Here is a 4,911-nt window from a genome sequence, read left to right as displayed (position 1 = left end):
TACACAGAGTTAAAGAATTCCCCATAACTGTAGAGGCGATTGGCGAATTGCCTTTGCCTCTACAGTTATGGGAGATTTTCTACAGGGGCATAAATTAACCTTTGGGAGCAAGATGCTCCCACTCCTTGATTAGGATGATTCTATCCTTGGCCGGATTGAGGGCCAGGATAGCGGTGATTTACCGCCGTTACAATCCATTGCCAATGAGAATAAAAGAAGCCCAATAATAGGGATGATTGTAATCGCTTTCTAGTAAGGCTAATTGAGCGGTTTGGAGGGCGGCAGTTGTGTTAGTGCCAGTTTTTAAGCTATTATAAAAAGCGGTCATGAGGGCTTGAGTGCCCCCATCATCTACGGACCACAAAGAGGCCACTGCGGCTTTGGCCCCGACTTTTTGCATTTGATAGCCAAATCCGAGGATTTCGGTTCCGTTCCCCATTTGTCCCCCCATTGCGGTTTGACAAGCGCTGAGGACGATTAAATCGACGTGGGGTAAGGACCAGTCTTCTAAGTCGCGTAAGGTGATGCGATCGCCATCGCCTAACATGATAAATGAATCTTCCGGTTGACCACTGACAAAGGCGGCGTGAGTAGCTAAATGAATCACATTGCGATCGCTGATTCCCGAGGTGGTGGCACTCCGGTTAAAGTCTAAATCAATCAGTTTCATGGTTCCTGGGATAGTCGCGGCCAAATTTTCTACTTCTTTTCCCGCAAAAGGTAACCCGGAAAATGCTAATTGTCGCGTTCCCACTTCCACGCTATAAGTCCCTTGGGTAAAGGCACCGGCTAAAATTTTGAGTTCTTCTGAAGGGGCAACATTAAAGTTAGTTAATGAAGCCGCCGTAATATTATTAATTTGATACCGTTGGGCCAGCCAATTTTCTCCATCATATAAGGCAGCTAAAGGAATATAACGTAAAATTCCATCAGGAGCATAAATAATGGTCTCGACTTCTAGCCGGTCCAGTTCACTTTGAAACGGTTGAATCAACCAATTATATAACTGCCTCCCTGCGATTTTAGGGATATCAGCATTGGCTCGTTTGGAGGGAACGGTAAGGGCGGTTCTAAACTCCGTAATGCCCTGACTTAAATGGGCTTTATTTACGGCAACTGACCGATGAATCGGCGGACTGTCTGGGGTAATTAAAATCAGTTCGATGCGGTCTTCTAAAATCAGGGGATAGAGCAATACGGCCTTTTGATTTAACTGTTGCAATGACGCTTGTAATTGGGCTATATTGCTTAAGTCTAGGTTTTCTCCACTGGTTTTGCGGGCAATTTCAGCGGCAATTTCGATGATTTCAGGACTTTCGAGGAAACGGTCAAACTTTTGGCGCAGGGTTTGCAGGATACTTTCTAGTTCAGTAATCCGGGCTTGCTGTTCTGGGGTTCGGTCGGTTTCCGGAATGCTTTGTAATTGGCTTAATTCTTGCCCCAGTTCGATCGCCTGTTCTTGAAGGGTGAGATATTCTTCGGCGAGTTTTTCTTCTTCCGGTAAAAACTGGACTCCGGAGGCAGTTTGTTCGTTGCCTTGAACATTTTGCAGGTATTCATCGAGTTCTTGAATTTTCAATAAGTCTAGGACTTGTTGCGCCTCTAAAACCCGATTTTGTCGGAGCAATAAATCCGATAAGTGACGATAAGTATCGGCAACAGTTTCGGTAAAGGATTGCTGCCGTTCCATTGATAAAACTCGGAGGTCTTGGCGGATGGATTCATGAAGGTTGACGGCTTGTTTATAAAAGGCAGTGGCTAAGAGAATATCTTCTTGCTCTTGAAAAATTCTACCTAAATTAGCCAAGGCGATCGCTTCTCCGGCTTTGTCTCCCATTTCTCTTAAAATCTTGATACTTTGTTGAAGAAATTCTAAGGCTTGGGGATATTGTTTGAGGCGATAATAGACGGAAGCAATGCCATTAAGAGTCCGTCCGACGGAGACTAGATCGCCAATGCGTTGAAAGGTTTGGAGGGCTTGTTGTAAAAAGTCTAAGGATTGAGCGGTTTGCCCTAAACTGAGGTAAACCCAGCCAATATGTTCGAGGGCATTCCCTTGGGCGGTGGGGTCGCCAATGGCGTTGGCAATTGCTAAGGCTTGTTGATGGCTGTCTAAGGCTTCGGGATATTGACCGAGCTTTTCATAGACGATCGCCAAGGAATTTAGGTTACGGGTTTCTCCCGATTTGTCGCCAATTTCTTGGCGAATGGCTAAGGCTTGTTGTAAAACTTCTAAGGCTTTGGGATACTCGCCTAAACTATAATAAAGACCACCTAAATTATTGAGGACGGTTCCCATCCCGGGACGATCGCCAAGGCTTTGGCGGAGGCTTAAGGACTGTTCATAAAAGGTCAGGGCCTGGGGATACTGCCCGAGGCTATAATAAATTCCCCCTACATTGTCGAGGGTTTTACTCATGCCGGGGCGATCGCCTATTTCTTCGGCAATGGCTAAGGATTGATTATAAATTGACAAGGCTTGTTGATACTCTCCGCGTTCTTCATAGAGTACCCCTAATCCATTTAAGGTATTGCCTAAGCTCGATTTGTCTCCAATTTCTGCTAAAATAGGTAAGGCTTGTTCATAGTATGACAACGCCCGATCGCCTTGACCGAATTGGCGATATAACAACCCAATATTACTTAATAACCGCGCCACTCCTGCGCGATCGCCAATTTCTTCTCGCAATTTTAGCGCTTGTTCATACAAGTCTAAAGCCTGTTGTGCTTCTCCCAGATTGTAATACACACCACCCAGATTATTGAGAGTCCGTCCCTCATCTCGTTTATCCCCGACTTGCCGACGAATGACCAGGGCTTCTTGATACAATTGCACCGCTTTTTGATACTCTCCCGTTGCCGCATATACTGCGGCAATGTGATGTAACGCTTCCCCTTCAATGGGGCGATTGTTGAAGGTTTGGGCAATTTCTAAGGCTTGTTCATGGTGTTGCCGCGCTTGGGGATAGTCTCCTAAGCGACTGTAGACAAACCCGAGATGATTCAGGGTTTCTCCCACTCCCGGGCGATCGTTCAATTCCTCGCGAATGGCTAAGGCGGCTTCTAATTGTTCGAGAGCTTTGGTATAATCACTCAGGGCAGTATAAACTTCGCCAATCTGGGTCATGGCAACCGCCATCTGGAGGCGATCGCCTTGGAGGGAATGTTGCTGTAAGACTTGTTGATAAATTTGCAAGGCGGTTTGAAAGTCTCCCTGGCGAAATTGCTCAATTCCCTGTTCCAGGAGGCGCGGGGTATCATTTAGCAGTTCGCTAGAGGGTCCGGGTCCGGACCTGTTCAAAGAGGGGATTTGCGCCAAGGGAGGCGCAGAGAATGCGGATGCCGGGACCGACAGCAAGGCGATCGCTGGAATGAGGGTAAGACGACTGAAAGGGAAATGCATAAGACTACCTTGGGGTTAACAGGACTAAAGCATCGAGATTGGATGAGATCCCAGGGACAAAAACCCGGGTTTTTGGCCCTTTCTTGACTGGAGATTGGCAGAAATTTTTGTAAAAAAACTCGCTTTCTAACCAATCCTGTACCCCCGGACTGGGGGATTCTATTTCTGTTATTCTGTTATAGCGTCGATCGCCCCTCAATGACCTCACCGACAATTCAATTCCACTTTTAACCCCTCCTCCATCACCGCATCACAGACATTCACCCCATCCAGATTAGCCCCGCGTAAACGAGTATATCCCCAAACCGAATCCATTCGCAAGTCCGCCCGAGTTAAATCAGCCCCCCGCAAGTCCGCATCCCTTAAGTCTGCCGCACTTAGATCCGCCCCCTGCAAATTAGCCTCCCGTAAATTTGCCCCTTTTAAGTCGGCATTCGTGAGATTCGCACGGCTTAAGTTGGTACTTGTGAGGTTTGCACTGCTTAAATTCGCACTATTTAAGTTACAGCCATTTAATTCAGCCTGAGTTAAGTTAGACCCCGCCAAATTTGCCCCACTGAAATTGACATTTTGGAGATAGGCATGAGATAAGTCAGCCCCAGAAATATCCCGTCCCCGCGCCCCTTGAGAGACGATTTCCCAAACCATTCGCCATTTGCGATCGATTTGGGTTGTGCTATCTAACCGCGCACCTGAGAGAATGGTCCCGTTAAAATTAACCCCGGTGAGATTCGCCCCGCGCAAGTCGCTATTTTCCAAGTCAGCATAGCTGAAATCGGCCCCGGTGAGATTACTTCCCGTGAGATTCACCCCTCTGAGTTGAATACGAGACAAATTGACTCCGCGCAAATCACAGTTCGGACATTGATTGGTTTGCCGCAATTGCTGAAGGTGAGTCGAATTTTCCGCGCGAGTCAGTCCCATCCCCCCCAAGGATAGGAACAGAAACGTTAAACCCAATAGTTGTGATTTCACTGCCTCTCTCATGACTAATAACTATACCTCAGCTAGAGTGAAAAAGTCGGATTTAATATAGACTCCTCACGGGTCCTCTCCCCAAGAGACCCGGGAAGGGACCCGTGAGGTTCCAGGTTATAGGAGTATTGATATCCCATAGCTCAATTTTACCGCCATTTCCCCCACTGACAAGGGTTTTGCCGTCGGGCAAAAACACTAACTGGTAACAACTTGAGGGGACCGGCAGGGTCCGAACCACTTGGGTTGAGGCGACATCGACGAGGGAAATTTCGCTTCTCGCACAAAGGGCCAAAGTTTGACCATCGGGACTCAAAGCGTATTTTTGACCCCTGGGGATGCGACTGACTGCACTCCCGTTGGTGGGATTCCAAAACTGAATGCCGTTAGGGGATTCCAACAAATAAATCATCCTTGCTTTGATGCGATCGCACCTAACAAGGCTCTTTTAGCCCGCGCAGGCGGGCTTTGTCCGTGTAGCCCCACCCTTCAGGGTGCGGGTTTTTTGAAGGTTTTATTTTTTGGAGTTCCCT

Annotated in this window: 3 protein-coding genes; all 3 read right to left on the bottom strand. The window is 47.5% G+C overall.

What is annotated here, in order from left to right:
- Positions 1-187: 187 nt before the first annotated feature.
- The gene (locus NG833_RS27270; RefSeq protein ID WP_254568415.1) at positions 188-3,403 is read right to left on the bottom strand and encodes a tetratricopeptide repeat protein; all 3,216 of its coding nucleotides are present in this window, start codon (positions 3,401-3,403) and stop codon (positions 188-190) included.
- 204 nt (positions 3,404-3,607) lie between these two features.
- Complete coding sequence (locus tag NG833_RS27265; RefSeq protein ID WP_254568414.1) at positions 3,608-4,378, bottom strand: pentapeptide repeat-containing protein; 771 nt, start codon at positions 4,376-4,378, stop codon at positions 3,608-3,610.
- A 52-nt stretch (positions 4,379-4,430) separates the two neighbouring features.
- A complete protein-coding gene (locus NG833_RS27260; protein WP_254568413.1) occupies positions 4,431-4,790 on the bottom strand; it encodes a WD40 repeat domain-containing protein in 360 nt (119 codons plus the stop codon).
- Between the last annotated feature and the right edge of the window lie 121 nt (positions 4,791-4,911).

The organism is Oscillatoria sp. HE19RPO (genome assembly GCF_024220515.1).
Lineage (GTDB): Bacteria > Cyanobacteriota > Cyanobacteriia > Cyanobacteriales > Laspinemataceae > Laspinema.
This window is presented reverse-complemented; position numbering and strand designations above follow the sequence as displayed.

Bases quoted from the DNA above. Each gene is read 5' to 3' on its own strand.
- NG833_RS27260 (WP_254568413.1), bottom strand. From the start codon at position 4,790: ATGATTTATTTGTTGGAATCCCCTAACGGCATTCAGTTTTGGAATCCC.
- NG833_RS27270 (WP_254568415.1), bottom strand. From the start codon at position 3,403: ATGCATTTCCCTTTCAGTCGTCTTACCCTCATTCCAGCGATCGCCTTG.